The organism is Actinoallomurus rhizosphaericola (assembly GCF_024055675.1).
Taxonomy (GTDB): domain Bacteria; phylum Actinomycetota; class Actinomycetes; order Streptosporangiales; family Streptosporangiaceae; genus Actinoallomurus; species Actinoallomurus soli.
The window spans coordinates 108283-125719 of the sequence record NZ_JAMXMW010000016.1 but is presented as its reverse complement, the minus strand read 5'-3'; the positions used below and the strand labels follow the sequence as shown (position 1 = coordinate 125719).

The 17437-nt window shown below is 72.0% G+C and carries 14 protein-coding genes; 7 read left to right on the top strand and 7 right to left on the bottom strand.

From position 1 onward, the window contains the following. Positions 1-140: 140 nt before the first annotated feature. The gene (locus tag NE234_RS30850) at positions 141-1601 is read left to right on the top strand and encodes a cytochrome P450 (protein ID WP_252784368.1); all 1461 of its coding nucleotides are present in this window, start codon (positions 141-143) and stop codon (positions 1599-1601) included. A gap of 149 nt (positions 1602-1750) precedes the next feature. Here the strand turns inward: NE234_RS30850 and NE234_RS30845 are convergent, their stop codons facing one another. Continuing rightward, complete coding sequence (locus NE234_RS30845) at positions 1751-2899, bottom strand: alpha/beta hydrolase (protein ID WP_252784367.1); 1149 nt, start codon at positions 2897-2899, stop codon at positions 1751-1753. 312 nt (positions 2900-3211) lie between these two features. Here NE234_RS30845 and NE234_RS30840 point away from each other — a divergent pair, with 312 nt between their 5' ends. Next, the gene (locus NE234_RS30840) at positions 3212-4600 is read left to right on the top strand and encodes a sensor histidine kinase (protein ID WP_252784365.1); all 1389 of its coding nucleotides are present in this window, start codon (positions 3212-3214) and stop codon (positions 4598-4600) included. Beyond that, positions 4597-5262: a response regulator transcription factor gene (locus tag NE234_RS30835; RefSeq protein WP_252784363.1), complete on the top strand. Its 666-nt coding sequence runs from the start codon at positions 4597-4599 to the stop codon at positions 5260-5262. The genes NE234_RS30840 and NE234_RS30835 overlap by 4 nt, the downstream gene beginning before the upstream one ends. Before the next feature lie 91 nt (positions 5263-5353). On the opposite strand, the gene NE234_RS30830 is transcribed toward NE234_RS30835, so the two are convergent. The 3 genes from NE234_RS30830 to NE234_RS30820 form a co-directional block, all read right to left on the bottom strand. Next, positions 5354-5785: an ATP-binding protein gene (locus tag NE234_RS30830; RefSeq protein WP_252784362.1), complete on the bottom strand. Its 432-nt coding sequence runs from the start codon at positions 5783-5785 to the stop codon at positions 5354-5356. A 111-nt stretch (positions 5786-5896) separates the two neighbouring features. Next, positions 5897-7828, bottom strand: coding sequence for a serine/threonine-protein kinase (locus NE234_RS30825; RefSeq protein ID WP_256529666.1), 1932 nt, complete (start codon positions 7826-7828; stop codon positions 5897-5899). A gap of 52 nt (positions 7829-7880) precedes the next feature. Continuing rightward, positions 7881-9002, bottom strand: coding sequence for a serine/threonine-protein kinase (locus NE234_RS30820; RefSeq protein ID WP_252784359.1), 1122 nt, complete (start codon positions 9000-9002; stop codon positions 7881-7883). A 100-nt stretch (positions 9003-9102) separates the two neighbouring features. Here NE234_RS30820 and lysX point away from each other — a divergent pair, with 100 nt between their 5' ends. Both lysX and NE234_RS30810 read left to right on the top strand, forming a co-directional pair. Next, positions 9103-12363, top strand: a complete 3261-nt coding sequence (gene lysX / locus NE234_RS30815; protein WP_252784357.1) for a bifunctional lysylphosphatidylglycerol synthetase/lysine--tRNA ligase LysX — start codon at positions 9103-9105, stop codon at positions 12361-12363. A 71-nt stretch (positions 12364-12434) separates the two neighbouring features. Continuing rightward, a complete protein-coding gene (locus tag NE234_RS30810; RefSeq protein ID WP_252784355.1) occupies positions 12435-13097 on the top strand; it encodes a hypothetical protein in 663 nt (220 codons plus the stop codon). Between the two features lie 167 nt (positions 13098-13264). On the opposite strand, the gene NE234_RS30805 is transcribed toward NE234_RS30810, so the two are convergent. From NE234_RS30805 to NE234_RS30795, 3 genes are all read right to left on the bottom strand, one after another. Then, on the bottom strand, positions 13265-14461 hold the full coding sequence (locus tag NE234_RS30805) for a TIGR02679 family protein (RefSeq protein ID WP_252784353.1): 1197 nt from the start codon (positions 14459-14461) through the stop codon (positions 13265-13267). Between the two features lie 111 nt (positions 14462-14572). After that, a complete protein-coding gene (locus NE234_RS30800; RefSeq protein WP_252784351.1) occupies positions 14573-15238 on the bottom strand; it encodes a GOLPH3/VPS74 family protein in 666 nt (221 codons plus the stop codon). Between the two features lie 113 nt (positions 15239-15351). Further along, positions 15352-16095 (bottom strand): C39 family peptidase, encoded by a 744-nt coding sequence (locus NE234_RS30795; protein ID WP_252784349.1) that lies wholly within the window; start codon positions 16093-16095, stop codon positions 15352-15354. 461 nt (positions 16096-16556) lie between these two features. On the opposite strand from NE234_RS30795, the gene NE234_RS30790 reads away from it, so the two are divergent. Together NE234_RS30790 and NE234_RS30785 are read left to right on the top strand one after the other, a co-directional pair. Next, positions 16557-16826 (top strand): hypothetical protein, encoded by a 270-nt coding sequence (locus NE234_RS30790; RefSeq protein ID WP_252784346.1) that lies wholly within the window; start codon positions 16557-16559, stop codon positions 16824-16826. Next, complete coding sequence (locus tag NE234_RS30785) at positions 16819-17424, top strand: DUF6879 family protein (RefSeq protein WP_252784344.1); 606 nt, start codon at positions 16819-16821, stop codon at positions 17422-17424. The genes NE234_RS30790 and NE234_RS30785 overlap by 8 nt, the downstream gene beginning before the upstream one ends. Positions 17425-17437 lie beyond the last annotated feature (13 nt).

Below are 17437 nucleotides of genomic sequence, written 5' to 3'. Positions count from 1 at the left end.
CCCCGTCGACGGCCCTCGGCCCTCCCGGCTCGCCCGTCGGCGGCCCTCGGTCCTCGAGGCGATCGAAGTGACGGCCGGAACCGGCCCTTGGTCTTCGACCGGCGTGCGGGATACGGTCCTTAGACGCGGGAGGGGAATCCATGACTCAACGACGAGTCGCCACACCGGTCTCGGATACCGACCTGATCTACAGTCCCGACACCTACGTCCGGGGCGTGCCGTACGACGCGCTGGCACGGCTGCGCGGATCCACGCCGGTCGTGTGGATCGAGGAGCGACCGGCCGACCACGAGCCCGCCGGGTTCTGGGCGGTGCTCCGGCACGCCGACGCGTGTCACGTCCTGCACAATCCCAAGCTCTTCGCCGCGCGCGGGTCCGCCGATGACGACTCCGGCCACGGCCGGGGCAGCACGTCCGCCGCGGCCCCGCCCGTACGCTCCCGGCTGCGCCGGCGACTGCCCCGGGCGTTCGGCGCGCGCAACGTCGAGGGCCTGGCCGAGCGCATCGAGCGCCGGGCGTACGCCCTGGTGGACGCGGTGGCCGAGAAGGGCGAGGCGGACTTCGCGACCGAGATCGCGGCGGATCTGCCGCTCCTGAGCTTCGCCGACCTCCTCGGGGTGCCGGACTCCGACCGGTGGCTGCTGTCCGACTGGTCCGACCGGGTCACCGGCCGTCCCGTCGCCGGGTACCCGGTCGGGTACTCCCCCGAGACCACGGCCGATCCGGCCGCCTGCACCGAGATGGCCCGCCGGGCGGTCGCCGCGCGGCCGCACGGCCCGCTCGATCCGGAGACGGCCGCACCGGGCGGGCCCGGCACCGAAGCGACCGCGCGGGGCGGGCAGGGCGCGGGAGCGGCGCAGGGCGGCCCCGATGCGGGAGCGACCGCGCCGGACGGGTCCGGCGCGGAGACGGACGGAGGGCTGCCCGACCTGCGTCTCTACGCCGGTGAGCTCGCCGAGTACAAGCGCCGGCACCCCGCCGAGGACCTCATGACGGTCCTCGTGCAGCACTCCGGCGGCAAGAACGGCCCGGTTCCGGCGGAGGAGTTCGAGAGTCTCTTCCGGATGTTCGCGGCGGCGGCGAACCACACCGTCCAGGGCGGGCTGTCCGGCGGGATGCTCGCCCTGCTGAAGAATCCGGCGGAGGTCTCGCGCCTGCGCGCCGACCCGGGCCTCCTCGACGGCACGGTCGAGGAGGTGCTGCGCTGGTGGTCCCCGGTCATCCGCGTCGGGCGTACGGCCACCGCCGACACCGTCGTCGGCAACGTTCCGGTCCGCAAGGGCGAGCGGCTCGTCGTCTGGCTCGCCTCCGCCAACCGCGACGAGCCGGTCTTCGAGGAGCCCGCGCGGTTCGACGTCGGGCGCGCGCCGAACGACCACGTCGCCCTCGGCCGCGGGCCGCGGGCCTGCCTGGGCGCGCACCTGGTCCGGATGCAGATGCGCGCGATGTTCGCGGCCGTCCTCGACCGGTTCGACGCGATCGAGCCGGCCGGCGACGCCCGGCGGCTGCGGTCGAGCGTCCACAACGGCATCACGCACCTGCCGATCCGCTGGCAGCCGCGCGGCCGCGCGCCCGAGGCGTTCGGGACGCGCTCCGCGTAGGAGGCCCGGAAGAGGCGTCGAGCGCGCGGTCGGGGTCGGCTCCGTGCCTCCTGCGGCGCTAGGGGCCGCTCGTAGGCTGTGCGGCGCTCAGGGGCCGCGCGTGCCCCGTTGCGGCGCTCAGGGCCGTCCTCCGTACGTCCTGTGGCGGGTCAGGGGCCCTCGTGGGTCAGGTGGGCGCTCATCCACTGCAGGGCGCTCGGCGTGACCCGCTTCCAGGTGTGCGGGTTGTGGCCGCCGCCGGGGACCAGGATCTTGTCCGTGGCCATGGGCGCCGCGGCGAGCTGAAGGAACTTGCGCGCCTCGCCGTAGTCCTTCTCACCATCCGGGCTGGTGGTGACGAGCACGGAGATGGGAGGCGGCGGCAGGTGCTGCAGGCGCCAGATCAGGCTGTTGTCCGACTTCACCTGCTTGTTGCCGGCGTACAGGTCGCCGGTCTGCCAGTCCTGCCGCGGGTAGAAGTAGCCGGCCATCGAGACCGCCGCGGTGAACCGGTCGGAGTGCATCATGGCCAGCTTGACCGCGCAGTACCCGCCGGTCGAGTCGCCCATCACGCCCCAGCTGTGGTCGCCGGTCGCCACCCGGTAGGTGGACATGAGGCGCTCGGGCAGGTCCTGGGAGTAGAAGGACATCACCTGCGGGCCGCCGGGCACGTCCGTGCACTCGGTGTCCTTCGGCATGAGCGACGTGGGCGTCGGGCGCAGCATCACGATGACCATCGGCTGCACCTGGCCGGCGTTCATCTCCCGGGTGGCGGTGGCCGGGACGTTCATCCGGGTGATGAGCTGCTCGGGGACGCCGGGGAAGCCCGTGAAGTCGTACATCACCGGGAAGCGGCGCTTGTCGAACTTCTTCTGGAAGTACTGCGGAGGCAGGTAGACGTACGCCTGGGTGGTCAGCCCGGTGCGGTCACCGCGGATCTCCACCTGCTCGATCTGGCCGTCCTTGGCGGGGTCGGCCTTCTTCTTCTGGCCGATGGTCGTCACCTGGCGGGCCAGGGGCTGACCGGCGCCCTGGGGCCTGCTCGGGCCGCTGCTGTTGTTGTTCAGCTGCACGTTCACGCCCTGGTTGTTGGTGCCCATCAGGTCGGACCAGGAGGCGTAGAACAGGAAGTAGTTGTTCACCCCGGCGAGCAGCACCAGGATCAGCGCGAACTGGGCGGTCAGGAACAGCCCGATCCGGGCGAGGAACGGACCGATGCCGGACCCGGCGAACTTCGGCCACCACCAGATGATCACGGCCGTCGCCGCCACGGCCACCACGATCAGAAAACCGAAGAAGCCCCCGCTCGTCAGTCCCACTGGGTGTCCTCTCAGATCCGGCTCGTCCGCCGACGGAACGTGCCTGAAACTCATCGAGCTCTCAGCATCGCGCAATGCCGCGCTCAGCCGACTACGGTATCGGCGAACCCGCACTCCCTAATCACAAGATGCCTGAGGCACCGAAAAAGTTGCCAGAACCGCGCAAAACAGGCGGGCCCGAGCCAGTATCGGGACTCGATGGCTATCGGCCGGTAAACCCAGGTGCAGCGGAACGGGTACTCCCCGGGGCGTACGCGGGATGCCGACCGCGACCGGATGCCTGCCGCGCGGCCGCATCCTAAAGTCCCCCTTGTGAGTACGCGATGGCGGCCCGGCGCGCTGCCGGTGTGGGTCGTTCCGCCGGTCGTCGGTTTCATCCAGGTGATGGGCTCGACGGGCGCCGACGTCCACATGCGCTACCAGGCCGGGCACCTGGACGCGCTCGCGTACGCGCTGCTCGTCGCCGGGCCGCTCGCCCTGCTCGCGCGGCGGCGTCTCCCGGTCGCCGTCCTCGCGGTCGTGCTCGCCGTGACCTGCTGCTACGTCCTTCGCGGGTACGTCTTCGGCCCGGTCTTCCTGAGCGTGGTCGTCGCCATCGTGGCGGCGGTGGGCGCCGGGCGTCGCGTCGGCGCCTGGATCGCCACGGGTGTCGGGTCCGGCCTTCTCGCCCTCCTGGGCGAGCTGGCGCCGTTCGGACCGTTCCGGTTGCGTACCTGGTCGGCCACGCACGCCCTGGTCACGCTGACCTGGCTGCTGCTGGTGCTCACCGGGGCCGAACTGGCCCGCATCCGCAGCGAACGCGCGGCCGAGGCGCGCCGCACCCGCGCGGAGGAGGAACGCCGCCGGGCCAGCGAGGAACGGCTCCGCATCGCCCGCGAACTGCACGACGTCCTGGCGCACAACATCTCGATGATCAATGTTCAGGCGGGCGTGGCCCTGCACCTCATGGACGAACGCCCCGAGCAGGCGCGTACGGCCCTGGCCGCCATCAAGGAGGCGAGCAAGGAGGCGCTGACCGAGGTGCGCTCCGTGCTCGGCGTGCTGCGGCAGGTGGACGAGGACGCGCCGCGGGCGCCCACCGCGGGCCTGGCCCGCCTCGACGACCTGGTCTCCCGGGCGCGCGCGGCGGGCATCACCGTCCGGACCCGCGTGACCGGGCGGCCGTACCCACTGCCCGCGGGGGTCGACCTGGCGGCGTTCCGCATCCTCCAGGAGGGGCTGACGAACGTGACACGGCACGCCGGGCCGGGCGTCACCGCCACCGTGCGCGTCGCGTACGGGCCCGGCGAGCTCCGGCTGGAGGTCGAGGACGACGGACGCGGCGCCCCCGGCGACCTGCCCGGCGGGGGCGACGGCATCCCCGGGATGCGCGAACGCGTCACCGCCCTCGGCGGTGAGATCGTCACGGGGCCGCGGCCGGGCGCCGACGGCTTCCGGGTCCGCGCGACCCTCCCGGTACCCGCGGACGCGACGAGGGCGGGAGCTCCCGGCCGGGACACGATGGAGGCCCCTCCTCAGGAGGCGGAGGCCTCCGCTCAGGGCGAGGCGGGGACGGCCGCTCACGACGAGGCGGAGATCCCCGCTCAAGGCGAGGCGGGGACGGCCGCTCACGACGAGGCGGGAACACCCGCTCGGAACGAGGCGGAGACCTCCGCTCACGACGAGGCGGGGATGCCCGCCGGGGACAAGGAGCACGATTGATCCGCGTACTGCTCGCCGACGACCAGGCCCTGGTACGGGCGGGGTTCCGGGCGCTCCTCGACGCACAGCCCGATGTCGAGGTCGTCGGCGAGGCCGGAGACGGCGCCGAGGCCGTGCGCCTGGCGCGGCGCGAGCGGCCCGACGTCGTGCTGATGGACATCCGGATGCCGGTGCTGGACGGGCTGGCCGCGACCCGCGAGATCGTCGGTGACGACCGGCTCGCGGGCACCCGGGTCGTCATCCTCACGACGTTCGAGCTCGACGAGTACGTCTTCGAGGCGATCCGCGGCGGGGCCAGCGGCTTCCTGGTCAAGGACACCGAGCCGACCGATCTGATCCGCGGGGTACGGGAGGTCGCCTCCGGCGACGCGCTGCTGTCACCCGGCGTGACACGGCGCCTCATCGCGGAGTTCGCCGCGAAGGCCAGGAAGCCCCGGTCCGCGGCGGAACTGCGCGGCCTGACCGACCGGGAGCGCGAGGTCATGGCGCTGGTGGCGGAGGGACTGTCGAACGAGGAGATCGCCGAACGCCTGGTCGTGAGCCCCGCGACCGCCAAGACGCACGTGAGCCGGACCATGGTGAAGCTGCACGCCCGCGACCGCGCCCAGCTCGTGGTGATGGCGTACGAGACCGGCCTGGTCAAGCCGGGATGGCTGCAGTAGGACCTCGTGGCGGGCGGCGCCGCGCGGCGCCGCCCGGCGACGCGCCGACCGACTCCGGCCGGCGGGCGGCGAGGGCGGCTCGGAAAGCCGGTCAGCGCACCGGCGTGGCGCAGCCGCAGGGCGCCGGCGCCCAGGCCGACGCCGACCGGGTGGCCAGGCGGAACCAGACCGTCTTGGAGCCGGCCGCGTAGGTCACCCCCCAGGCCGCGGCGAGCAGCAGGGGCATCAGCAGTCCGCGCCCGCTGACGCTGAGGTCGTCCGCCTCGCTGGGGGCGGGGAGCAGCCGCGCCGGATCGTGGTCCACCACCTCGACCTGCACCGAGGAGTCGTCCACGCGGCAGATCACCTCGAAGGGGGTTCCCGCGTGCGTGATGGCGTTGGTCGCCAGTTCGCTGGTCAGCAGCACCGCGTCGTCGAGCGCGTCCTCGGCCCCCCACGCCGTGAGCGTGTCCCGGACGAACCGGCGCGCCTGCGCCACGGCGGTGCGGTCCGCCGGATAGGCCGCCCGCACAGTCGTATGCACGGGAACTCCCTCCACGAAGTCTCTCGCGTCATCTGCGCCTTACATCGTGACAGAGAGTGGTGATCGATTACTCCTTGTAAGGAAAATGGCGGCCAGATCGTCGGGTACGCGTCACCGGGGGGCGGGCCGGAAGAACTTGAACGCCGCACCGAAGTAGGTGCCGGCGGCGGATCTGCTGCCGGCGGCGGCCATGATGGCGTACTGGGTGCGGTTGACGGTGAAGCCCCGGTCGATGGCGTACAGCTTCCCGTGGCTGCCGGCGTTCCAGCTGTACTCGGCGTCGCCCGCCTTCCAGCCGCGCTCCGTCACAGAGGTCGGCGAGCTGACCCATTGGAACCCCGGGAGGTGCTGCGGCGCGTCGTGGCCCCACTTCACCCAGTGCTGCACCGGGTCGGACGTGCCCCAGGGGATCGTGTCCACCTCGACGCGGTTCCCGGTGGCCTGATCGATCCAGAGCTCGGACTGAGGACCGTTGGTCTGGTGCTCCCAGCCCTTGGGCACCACGAGCGTCGCCCCGTCCTGTGCGGTGACCTTGTGGTAGCCCGCCGGAACGGTGGGAGCCGGGCTCCTGGTCGGCGACGGGCGCGGCGTCGGGGTCGACTGCTTCGTCGCCGCGTCGTACGGCGCCGGCCGACCACCGCCGCCGGAGTTGTGGATCACCGCCGCCACGGCGATCCCGGCCGCGACGAGGACGGGGATCAGGGCGATCGCCACCGCCCTTCCCCTCCGTGCGCCCGTCACGGGCGCGGTGGTCGCCTGCGCGGGCTGGCCGGAGGTCCGCATCCACGCCTCGTCCTGTGCGCCGGAGACGGAGCGCGTGGGACCCGCCGGACCGCCTGCCGGGCCGGGCGGCGAGCCACCTGCCGGGCCGGGCATCGACGGCGCGGGTCCGGACGGCGGTCCGGCGGCCGGGCCGGGCATCGACGGGGCGGGTCCGCTCGGCTCCGGACGGCCGGAGCCGGACGGCGCCGGATCCCGTACCGTGGCCGGGCCGTACGGCCACCCGCCGGCCCCGGGCTCCGCCATGGCGACCGAGGGATGATGCGGCGGCGGAGGGTCGGCGGTCAGGCGCCAGGGAGGCGCCGGCCGGTCGTGTCCATCGCCCGGCTCGTCGCCGGTCGCTCCGTCGTCGGCCGCGGTCCGGTCGCCGGTCGCGGATCCCTCGCCGTTCGGGGACGCGGGGGTCGGCAGCAGTCTGGTGCTCTGCGCGGCCCGGGTCAGGCCCTCCGCGGCCTGGTCCGCCGTCAGGCGCCGCGCCGGGTCCTTGTCGAGCAGGCCCATGAGCACCGGCGCGAGCGCGCCGGCATGGCGGGGCGGCGGCGCCTCCTCCGAGATCACCGAGGTGAGCGCCGCCATCGCCTCGGGCCGGTAGTGCGGCGACTGTCCCTCGACTGCGGCGTACAGCGTCGCGCCGAGCGACCACAGGTCGGAGGCCGGCGAGGCCTTGTCGCCGCGCGCCCGTTCGGGGGCGACGTAGGCGGGCGACCCCATGATCAGGCCGGTCTGGGTCAGCGTCGAGTCGCCCTCCATCGTCGCGATGCCGAAGTCGGTGATGACGACGCGCGTGGAGCGGGAGATCGGCTCGTCCGAGTCCCCGGCGAGCAGCACGTTGGCCGGTTTGACGTCCCGGTGGGTGATGCCCGCGGCGTGCGCGGTGCGCAGGGCGGCGAGCACCTGCGCGCCGATCTCGGCGACCTGGGCGGGCGGGAGCCGGCCCTCCTCGTCGATGACCTCCTGCAGGGAGCGCGCCCGTACGAACTCCATGACGATGCACGGCCGGCCGTCCTCCTCGACGACGTCGTGCACCGTGACGATCCCCGGATGGTTGAGCCGGGCCGCCGAGCGCGCCTCGCGGAGCGTGCGCTCGTACAGCACCTTGTGCTCGTCGTCGGTCAGTCCGGGCGGGAAGAGGACCTCCTTGACCGCGACGTCGCGCGCGAGGAGGTCGTCATGGGCACGCCATACGGTGCCCATGCCGCCTCGCCCGATGTGCGAGAGCAGTCGGTAACGACGGCCGAGTACGGAACCCTCCCCCAGTGGCATAGCTGAGGACGATACCGATCGGAGATGACGGATCGGCACCGTTTGCCGTGAGTTACCGCACGAGAGTAAGGATGATCAGGCCGATGACGATCACGGCGAGGACGACCGCGATCGCCAGATTCCCATGCCGGCCCGAGAGCCAGACCGGCCGTCCGTCCTCGGCGACCGCCGCATCGTATCCGGCGTGGTCGACCGGCGTGTCGCGGGCCGCCGGGTCGTCGGTCGCCGTCTCGCCGGGATCCGCCGGGGTCATGACCTGGCCGGTGATCGGCATGGCCGCGGGATCACCGGAATCCGTCCGGGTGCTCGCGGCCTGAGCGCCGGCCGTCTCCATCACCCGGGTCGAGCCGGACGTGTCCATGAGGATCCGGTCGAGCATGACCCCGGCCTCGGCGGCGGTCAGCCGCGTCTCCTGGTCCTTGCGGAGGAGACCGGCGATGACGGGGGCCAGCGGCCCGGCGTGCGGGGCCGGCGGGGGTTCCTCGGTGAGGACGGCGACGAGGCTCGCCATCGCCTCGGTCCGCTCGAACGGCGACTTGCCCTCCACGGCCGCGTACAGCGTCGCGCCGAGCGACCACAGGTCGGAGGCGGGCACGGCCTGGCGGCCCTTGGCCCGCTCGGGGGCGATGTAGGCCGGAGAGCCGATCAGCATGCCGGTCTGGGTGAGCGTCGCGTCGCTCTGCGCCCGGGCGATGCCGAAGTCGGTCAGCACGGCCCGGATCGACCGCCCGTCGATGACCAGGACGTTGCTCGGCTTGACGTCGCGGTGGAGGATGCCGGCCTCATGAGCGGTCATCAGGGCGCTCAGCATCTGCCGCCCGATCTCGGCGGCGCGCCGGGGCGAGAGCGGGCCGTCCTGCTTGATCATCTGCTCGAGGGATCGGGCCCGGATCAGCTCCATGACGATCCAGGGCCGCCCGTCCTCCTCGACGACGTCGAAGACGGTCACGACGCCGGGATGGCTGAGCCGGGCGGCGGTGCGCGCCTCGCGGAAGGTCCGCTTGTGCTGGATCTCCCGCTCCTCGTCGGAGAACCCGTGCGGGAGGATCACCTCTTTGACGGCGACGTCCCGGCCGAGCGCTTCATCGCGGGCGTGCCAGACCGTCCCCATGCCACCACGCCCCACTTCGGTGAGCAGGCGGTAACGCTGGGCAAGAAGGGGTTTTTCCGGCATAGTCCATGCACGATACCGACAGGCGGAGCGTTCATTTGGCCTGACGCTCACCTAATCCCCGGTACAAAGAAAGAATGTGCGGCATGACGACGGGGGTGCGATGAAGACCACGGTGGCCCGGGGATGGGAGCGGGTCGTCGAGGCCGTACCCACGGCCCTCTTCTGGTATCTCCGGGTTTCGGGCGTTTTGTCCGTTTTGGCCTGGTTGTCGTCCGGCCTGATCCAGTGGCTGTCCGGCATCTGGGTGCTGCGCTCGATCAACTACTTCGGCTGGTACTCCAGCCTCCCGTACGGCCTGCTGCTCATCCTGCTGTCGGTCGGCGTCCGCCGGCGCAAGAGGGCCGCCTGGCGCATCAGCGTGGTCTTCTTCCTGCTGTTCTTCGCGGTCTGGGCCCTGGCCAGCACCGCCGGCGGCGGGGGCGAGCTCGCCACGGCCGCCGCGTTCGGCATCATCGTGGTGGTGCTCGTCGCCGCGCGCGGGCAGTTCTCCGCCCTGCCGGACCGTGCCAACCGGCGGCTCGCCCTCCTGGTGTTCACCGGGCTGCTGATCGTCGGCGGCGTGGTCGGCACCAGCCTGGTCTTCCTCACCGACCGCGACCCGCGCGGCGCCGAGTGGACGCACCTGGTGTACGCCGGCCTGCAGACGCTCCTCGGCGCGGGCGTCAGCGGCCACGAGCTCAACGTCGACGTCCCCGGCTGGGTCGACGGCATCCTCGGCGTGCTCGGCAGCGGCCTGCTCGTCGTCACCGTGTGGGCGCTGTTCCGGCCCGGTCAGCGCCACGCCGTCCTCACGCCCGACGAGGAGCTGCCCGCCCGCTCCCTGCTCGCCGAGTGGGGCGACCAGGACTCCCTGGGCTACTTCGCGCTCCGCCGCGACAAGGACATCATCTTCTCCCCGAACGGCCGGGCCGGCATCTCCTACCGGGTCGAGGGCTCGGTCTCCCTCGCCGCCGGCGACCCGCTCGGCGACCCGGAGGCCTGGGACGCCGCCATCAAGGAGTGGCTCGCCGAGTGCCGCGCGCACGCCTGGATCCCCGGCGTGATCGGCGCCAGCGAGCGCGCCGCCGCCGCGTACGGCCGGTGCGGGCTCGACGCGCTGGAGCTCGGCGACGAGGCGATCCTCGACCTGCGCGAGTTCAACCTCGAGGGCCGCGACATGCGGCAGGTGCGCCAGGCCGTCCGCCGCGTGGAGCGGGCCGGCTACACCGTCCGCATCCGCCGGCACGGGGCGATCGACCCGGAGGAGATGGCCGAGCTGATCGCCGACGCCGACCGGTGGCGCGACGGCCACACCGAACGCGGGTTCTCCATGGCGCTGGGCCGCCTGGGCGATCCGACGGACGAGCGCTGCGTCATGGTCGAGGCGTTCGACGGCGTGGGGCGGCGGCGCGGCCTGCTCAGCTTCGTGCCCTGGGGCCGCCCCGGCCTGTCCCTGGACCTGATGCGCCGCGACCGCGACGCCGAGAACGGCCTCAACGAGTTCATGGTCGCCAAGCTGGCCGAGAACGCCGCCGTCATCGGCGTCACCCGGGTCTCACTGAACTTCGCCATGCTGCGGTCGGTGTTCGAACGCGGCTCGGCGATCGGCGCCGGGCCCGTCAGCCGGCTGGCGTACCGGCTGCTGTCCTTCGCCTCGAAGTTCTGGCAGCTGGAGTCGCTCTTCCTGGCGAACGCCAAGTACAACCCGGTCTGGACCCCGCGCTTCGTGTGCTTCGAGCAGAACCGCGAGCTGATCCGGATCGGCCTCGCCATGGCCCGCGCCGAGGGGTTCCTGCCCACGCCGTTCGGGCCCCGCCTCGACACGCCGACCCCCTCCCCGGCGCTGGTCGAACGGATCAAGCAGATCGAGGAGTCCGCGGACGCCGCCCGGATACCGGCGCGGCGCCTGTCCGAGCAGGAGCGGGTGCGCCACGCCAAGCTCGACCGGCTGCGCGAGGCCGGCATCGAGCCCTATCCGCTCGGCTTCGAGCGTACGGCGACCGCCGCCGAGGTCCGGGAGCGGTTCGGCGGCCTGGCCCCGGACACCCGCACCGGCGAGGAGGTCGCGATCGCCGGGCGGGTCATGCTCGCCCGCGAGCACGGGAAGCTGATCTTCGCTCGGCTGCGCGACGAGACCGGCGACCTGCAGGTGATGCTCGCCGCGGACGTCATCGACGCCGAGGCCCTGCGGGCGTGGAAGCAGCTGATCGACCTGGGCGACCAGGTCGGCGTGCGCGGCGAGATCGTGACGTCCCGGACGGGCGAGCTGTCGGTGCTGGCCTCCTTCTGGACCCTCACCGCCAAGTGCCTGCGCCCCCTTCCCAGCGGCTTCAGCGGCCCCGGCAAGGCCCTGTCCGACGAGTCCCGGGTCCGGCAGCGGTACGTCGACCTGATCGTCAACGACGAGAGCCGGCGCATGCTGCGGATGCGCGGCGAGGTCGTCACGGCCCTGCGCGACCGCCTGCGGCAGGAGGGCTTCCTGGAGGTCGAGACGCCAATGCTGCAGCCGGTGCACGGCGGCGCGGCGGCCAGGCCGTTCACCACCAGGATGAACGCCTACAACATGGACCTCTTCCTGCGGATCGCGCCCGAGCTGTACCTCAAGCGCCTGCTCGTCGGCGGCGCCGGCAAGGTGTTCGAGCTGAACCGCAACTTCCGCAACGAGGGCGTGTCCCCACGACACAACCCCGAGTTCACGATGCTGGAGGCGTACGAACCGTACGGCGACTACGACACGATGGCCGTCCTCACCCGCGAGCTCGTCACCGACGCGGCCCTCGCGGCGAACGGCTCGACCGTCGTCGTCCGCGACGGCGTGGAGTACGACTTCGGCGAGCCGTGGCGCGAGATCACGGTGTACGGCTCGGTGTCCGACGCGCTCGGCGAGCAGGTCACTCCGGGCACCTCACTGCGCACGGTGCAGAAGCACGCCGACCGGGTCGGCCTCGCCTACGACCCATCGTGGGAGCAGGGGAAACTCGTCCAGGAGCTGTTCGAGTGCCTGGTCGAGCACACGCTGCAGGCGCCGACCTTCGTCCGCGACTACCCGGCCGCCACCTCGCCGCTCACCCGCCCGCACCGGGACGACCCGCGGCTCGCCGAGAAGTGGGACCTCATCGTCTTCGGCCTGGAGCTCGGCACGGCGTACTCCGAGCTCATCGACCCGATCGTCCAGCGCCGCAACCTCACCGAGCAGTCCCTGCTGGCGGCCGGCGGCGACCCCGAGGCGATGGACCTGGACGAGGACTTCCTGCGTGCCCTCGAGTACGGCATGCCGCCCTCCGGCGGCCTCGGCATGGGCGTCGACCGGCTGCTCATCACGCTGACCGGCCGCAACATCCGCGAAACGATCACCTTCCCGCTGCTCCGGCCGGGGTCGTAGGACCGGCGCCGGGCGCGGGCGACTTCCGCAACCGGCGATCAGCGCTCGCGAACGCCTATACCCTCGGTGTCGTGAGCGACAAGGACGACAACGTCACACGGCTCCCGACGAGCGAGGTCGAGGGATACGACGACCTCCTCGAATTCGACGCGGACGAGTTCCTGCGGGAGTGGCAGGAGGCCGACCGTGCGGCGGTGGAGATCCTACGGGAGGCACTGCCCGAAGTGGTGGCCACCGCCGTTCCCGCCGAGCACCTCCGCCCGGCCGCCGCACGCATCCGCGGCGCGCTCAAGGAGTGGCCCTACCGCCACCTGGCCACGGCCGCCGGCTGGCGCGGGGGGCCGCCCGCGGACGACGAGGTCCTGTGGACCCAGGCCGCCGGGGCGCTGATCGCCATGAACGGCGAGTCGGGGCTGGGCACCCACGAGGAGAGCGCGCTGATGAACCTCCAGCACGCCGACTGGGCGGGCGCGGTGATCGGCCTGGCCAGGGCCGGCGTCGGCGCGCCGGCCCGGCCCTCGGACCTGTTCGGGTACGCGGACGGCTGCCCCGAGATCGAGGGCTCCTACGACCCGGACGACCGCGAACCGGTCGAGCAGGGGTTCGAGCTGATCGTCCCCGTCTGGGAGGCCCTCGGCGCCCTGGACCAGCACCGGCGCCTCACGCCGCTCGGGCACTGGGGTCTCCCCCGCGCCCTGGCGTGGGCCTGGGACGGTTCTTTCGACGAGGGCTGACGCAGTTCAGAGGAGGGCCGCGCCGCCGGACCGGCGCGACCCTCTGTCTTCCAGCCGTGGCCGGAGACCCTGGATAAAGAATCGGGGTTTCGGGCCGACCGCACTAGATCCTGCGGTCCCCATCCGAACCGGGACTCCGGTCCCAATGCCGCCCATTCGGGCAGGGATCAGGCGGTGTCGGCCGGCAGGTCGTCGAGCAGCACCGGCACGAGTCGGTCCTCGCGGACGGCGCACCCCTCCCTGGCCATCTCGACCGCGAGGCGTTCGTCCCAGGGAGTGGCGGCGCGGACGCCGCGCAGCGGGTCGCGGGCCGTCCGCACGGCCTCCAGGTAGTCCTCGGCGCCCATCCGCCAGGGCAGCGCGGCGTACCGGTGCACGGCCGCGGCCGTCATGCGCAGGGCCGCCCAGTCGAAGTCGCTGTGCCACCGGATCCGCGCCCCGGCGGCGACCGCCGCGGTGAGGAGACGGCGGCAGGCCACGGACGCCCGGCCCTCCGTGCACACCAGCGCGGCGCACCCGGCGCCCAGCCGGGCGGCCGCCGCGCGGACCACCGCCGGGCTCTGGCAGACGAAGACCTCCCGCGCCTGCGGCGTCAGCGGACCGCTCATCAGCTGCTGCAGAGTGGCGCGGAACGGCATCCCCCCGGCCGCCGCCTCACCCAGCCACCGGGCGACCGCGTGCTCCTCGGCCACGCGCAGGTTGAGGACCAGGACCTGGCTCGTCAGGTCATCGACGAGCACGCCGGCGTCGTTCCAGATCCGGCGCTCGGCCGCCCGGTCGGACGGCTGCGACGCCCCCTGCCAGAGCCGCAGCGCCCGCAGCACCAGGTCGGCCAGCGGAGTGGCGTACAGCGCCGTCGCATCGCCCGTCGCCCACTCCGCGAGCACGGGGAGCGGCACGTCCTCGGCGGGCAGCCGGTCGAGTACGGCCCCGGCCTGGGCGAAGAGCTCACCACGCCCCTCCCGTACGAGCCGGGCGGCGGTCCCGTCCCGCGAGACCTGGCCCAGCCACGCCGAGTACCATCCCTCGCCCGCGTGCCGACCGCGCAACGCGGCCTGCAGCGCCGCGGCCATGCCCGCCGGCGGCTGCGGCGCGTCCATCCACGCCAGGACGGCCAGCAGGCCGATGCCGTACGCCCGGCGCAGCATACGGTCCAGGTCGCTCATCGAGACGGTGAGCCGCCGCGCGCGCGTCCCGTCCGCGGTGGAATCGGTGATCCGGGCGACGATCCGCCGCTCGTCCTCGGAGGGATCGGTGAGCGTGATGACTCCGACCGGCTCTCCGCCGGTCTTCAGCAGCCGGCGGCGGGCCGCGGCCAGCAGCCGCCGCCACTCCGCGTCCCGCAACTCGTCGAGCGTCCCCATGAAAGTGAGTCTGCCCCGGACGAACGCCGGACGGCATCACCGCCGTCATCGCCGACCGCCGGGGCCGGGGAGCGCCCGGCGGCCCCGCGTGACGCGGCAGAGCGGGCCGTCTCAGCCGCCGGCCACGGTGCTGGCGTTGGTCGCGGCGACCGCGGCGGACGTCGCGGCGACGACCGCTAACTGGATCGCCGCGATGGCCTTCGCCACGGCCCGCCCCGCCCACTGCTCCTCGGTGATCTCTTTGACGCGCCGGCGCAGGACCTGCCTGTCGACGTCTGGGAACGCCTTCCGGTCGAGACGACAGGCGTGGACGATCGCGAGCAGAGCGCTGGACCGTTCGTCGGCCGGAGCGCCGCCCAGCACCGCTCGAAGTCGGGCGCGGAGCTCCTGTTCGGGCCGGGGATCACGCTCCGGATAGGTGGTGTGCCGGAAAACGAGAACTCTGTGCTCCCGTGTTCCCAAGATGCCGATCGCCACGAGACGGGCCAGGCGTCGCTTCCGGATCCCGGCGCGCGCCCGGTCCACCCACTGCTCGGCCTTGCGGCGTCTGCCGTCCGCCGTGATCCTCGCCAGAAGAGCATCCAGGTCCGGATCGCCGAGCGGAGACGGGTCGACCGCGACGACGCGCCCGTCGACGAGCTGGACGCGTTCGGCGAGCGCGAGCTCGGCCAGCAACGCGCCGGCCATACCGCAGGCCAGGTCGGTCGACCCGATCATCGCGCTTCCGTCCTGTTCCCGCAGCGCCAGCAGCAGAAGCTCATCGGCCAGTGTCAGCATCCACTCACCTCTCACCACCTGATGCGATCTTCGACGCCGCCGGCCTCCCAGAGGTTCCGGCACTGGCCCGGCCGGGGCGACGGGAGACGGACGGAGCCCGCCTCCCGTCGTCGTCAGAACGGCAGGCCGCTCCACGCGACGACGAACCGGCCCGCATAGGCGATCTTCTGCCACTGGGTCGCCTTCAGCGTGCGCTTGCCGTGCGCGGGGTCCCAGATGAGGTAGGTCGACTGGTCCCAGCTCGTGGTGTCGTCGAAGCCGTAGATCACCACGTAGTGGGCCATGGTCTTCGGCGCCTTCGGGTACCAGCTCTTCCTGGAGTAGACCGTGATGACGACCGGTCCCTCACCGTAGTAGTAGGCGCCGCGCACCCCGTCCCAGAGGTTCGGGTTCGTGATGCTCCGGTACGCCTTGTACTTCGTGCCCTTCCGGTGCCACGCCTTGTTGATGTAGTTGGTCATCTCCCGGCCCATCGCGATGGGCGAGGTGAAGCCGATCTTGTCGGTGGCCATCTTCTTCGCCAGATAGCTCTGGGTGCTCGACGTGACCTTGACGTCGGTCTGGTATGTCAGAGCCGAGGCGGCGGCGGCCGGGCCGCACCAGTTGCCCTTCTTCTGCTTCTGGCCCTTGATGGACATGGACTTCCAGTAGTGGGCCGCCGCGGTGACGTCCGACGGCGGCTCGGCGAGCAGCTTGTAGTGATGGCCGCCCTCGGTGACCTGCGCGGCGGCGGGAGCCGCCGCCTGCGGGGTTCCGGCGGCGGGAGCCTTCGGAGCGGCGGAGGCGACCGAAGGGCTCGCCGCCACGACACCGGCCGCGATCAGTACGGAAGCGACACGAACAGGGGTACGCGCCACGTCTTCTCCCTGGAAGAGGGGGGATGGGGGGCTGAGACTCGGATGATCGTTCCACCCCCCGATCCGGCCCGACAGTGACCCAGGGTTCAATCACCGCCATGACCGACGCCCCAATCGCCGGCCGGAGTCACGCGATCCTTCGGTGACGAGCCAGCTGACTACAGAACCCGTTCCTCTCTTCAAGGACGCGACCTACTCTGTGGGACGGCTCATCGAAGACATCCAACGTGGCGCTATCGCCCTTCCTGACATCCAGCGCCCGTTCGTGTGGCAGGCGGCCAAGGTCTCTGCTCGTTCGACTCCATGCACCAAGGGGTTCCCGGTCGGATTACCCTCCTCGTCCGAGAGCGCTGCGCCTCAACCAGACGGAAGGAGTGACGCACCTCGACAGAGGTTGTGTCACCCTTCTACGGCGTGCGACAGTTCTGGCGAGTCACCGTCGCAGGCCGAAGGAGATCGCCGTGCAACGTCCCTGGGAAGCGGACAGCGAAGCGCGGTTCAGGCGCCGACTCGGCAAGACCGCAGCCGAATTAGGAAACAGCCGCACCACCAACGACTGTCCGGACATCTGGGAACTGGACAACGGTGACATCGCAATCGTCGGGCGCGACATGACGACGGCGTTCGCCGACCGGCTGCCCGCAGACGTCCGCATCGGCGTTGACGAACGCTTGATCGTCATCCCCGGCAACATGCTGAGCGCCGCGAAACCGGATATTCGGGATGCTTGATCGCATTCGCAGGATTCCGGGACAGACGCTGGACGTCGCGTCCTATCACGCCCTACGGCGACAAGAGACTCAGCACCTTACCGGGCCGATCTGGAAACTCGAGCGCTCCCAGTACTTCCACGAACCCGACGACGACCCCAGCTGGCGGGCCTTCGTCGAGAATGACTGGGCACGCGTCATCGCCGTGTTCGAGAGCGAACGAGCCGAGGCACGGGCCGAGGTGGAGAGTTACGCCCGGCAGGGCAGCGAGCTTCGACGCCTACGCGTCGTCGAGCGGCCCGTGTCGCCGTACCTGCTGTGGGAGATGCAATGGTTCAGGATCCTGGCCGACGAAGGAACCTTGATTCGCGTCCTTGACGCAAGGCAGATCGAATCCCTTGAACGCGACGCCGTTCTCCCCGAGATCGTCGTCGACGAGCACGCGCTCTACCACGTCAGCTATGACGAGGACTGGCGGGCCTGCGGCGCCAGACGCATCCACGATCCCCACGTGATGCGTGAAGCCACCCGGGAGATCGCGGCACTTTGGGAGTCGGCGGAGCCATTCGCGGGTTACTTCACCCGTGAGATCATGACGCTCCTGCCGTCGGCCCCGTGACCAGCCGGACCCA

Excerpts from the sequence above, each read along its gene's own strand:
- NE234_RS30850 (WP_252784368.1), top strand. The coding sequence starts at position 141 with ATGACTCAACGACGAGTCGCCACACCGGTCTCGGATACCGACCTGATC.
- NE234_RS30825 (WP_256529666.1), bottom strand. The coding sequence starts at position 7,828 with ATGCCACTGGGGGAGGGTTCCGTACTCGGCCGTCGTTACCGACTGCTC.
- NE234_RS30820 (WP_252784359.1), bottom strand. The coding sequence starts at position 9,002 with ATGCCGGAAAAACCCCTTCTTGCCCAGCGTTACCGCCTGCTCACCGAA.
- lysX (WP_252784357.1), top strand. The coding sequence starts at position 9,103 with ATGAAGACCACGGTGGCCCGGGGATGGGAGCGGGTCGTCGAGGCCGTA.
- NE234_RS30805 (WP_252784353.1), bottom strand. The coding sequence starts at position 14,461 with ATGGGGACGCTCGACGAGTTGCGGGACGCGGAGTGGCGGCGGCTGCTG.
- NE234_RS30800 (WP_252784351.1), bottom strand. The coding sequence starts at position 15,238 with ATGCTGACACTGGCCGATGAGCTTCTGCTGCTGGCGCTGCGGGAACAG.
- NE234_RS30785 (WP_252784344.1), top strand. The coding sequence starts at position 16,819 with ATGCTTGATCGCATTCGCAGGATTCCGGGACAGACGCTGGACGTCGCG.